Here is a 526-nt window from a genome sequence, read left to right on the forward strand (position 1 = left end):
TCATCACATCGACGTGCGTAATTGGCTAGAGTCATCGAGAAGAAGATGAACAGCGAGGTTAATATGAACATTATTGCTACAACAGCAATCGTTATTTTTTTCGCATCATGGACGAGCAATGTAATGGCAGAGCCGCAAAGCACTTCGGGGATCATCCAGTTTAGCGGGAGGATTGTGGAGTCTGAATGTACCCATAAGATTCAGCAGCAACAGGTGCAAGTCTCATGCGAGCGTAATGGCCAGGCGAAATTCAGTCATGTTTCTTTTAAAAGCAATGAATTACAGCCACTACCTTACAATTTAGGTACCAGCCGGATTCGCTGGATCGACCAGCAACATAAGATGGGCATTCTTATGGTCGACTACCTGTAGTGTTGTTATGTTATAACATGTTATTTATGGCGCTGTCACCTGACCGCGCCATTTACGTGGTGGCTAGTCTGCACGGCTCATATAACGACGCTCAGGGATGTGAATGCGAATTTTGTCACCATTACTGAGGTATTCCGGCACCTGAACGACCAGG

General features: G+C 45.8%; 1 protein-coding gene and 1 pseudogene. One reads left to right on the top strand and one right to left on the bottom strand.

Features of this window, described 5'->3' with window-relative positions:
- The first annotated feature begins 45 nt into the window (after window positions 1-45).
- On the top strand, window positions 46-372 hold the full coding sequence (locus WH277_RS05275; RefSeq protein ID WP_339504832.1) for a hypothetical protein: 327 nt from the start codon (window positions 46-48) through the stop codon (window positions 370-372).
- 63 nt (window positions 373-435) lie between these two features.
- On the opposite strand, the pseudogene WH277_RS05280 reads toward WH277_RS05275, so the two are convergent.
- Window positions 436-526 (bottom strand): annotated as a pseudogene (locus WH277_RS05280) (elongation factor P-like protein YeiP); the annotation flags it as partial.

Origin of the sequence: Erwinia sp. MYb416, assembly GCF_037479575.1 — a bacterium.
Taxonomy (GTDB): Bacteria; Pseudomonadota; Gammaproteobacteria; order Enterobacterales; family Enterobacteriaceae; genus Erwinia; species Erwinia rhapontici.

Coding starts and splice junctions, on each gene's coding strand:
- WH277_RS05275 (WP_339504832.1), top strand. CDS start 46: ATGAACAGCGAGGTTAATATGAACATTATTGCTACAACAGCAATCGTT.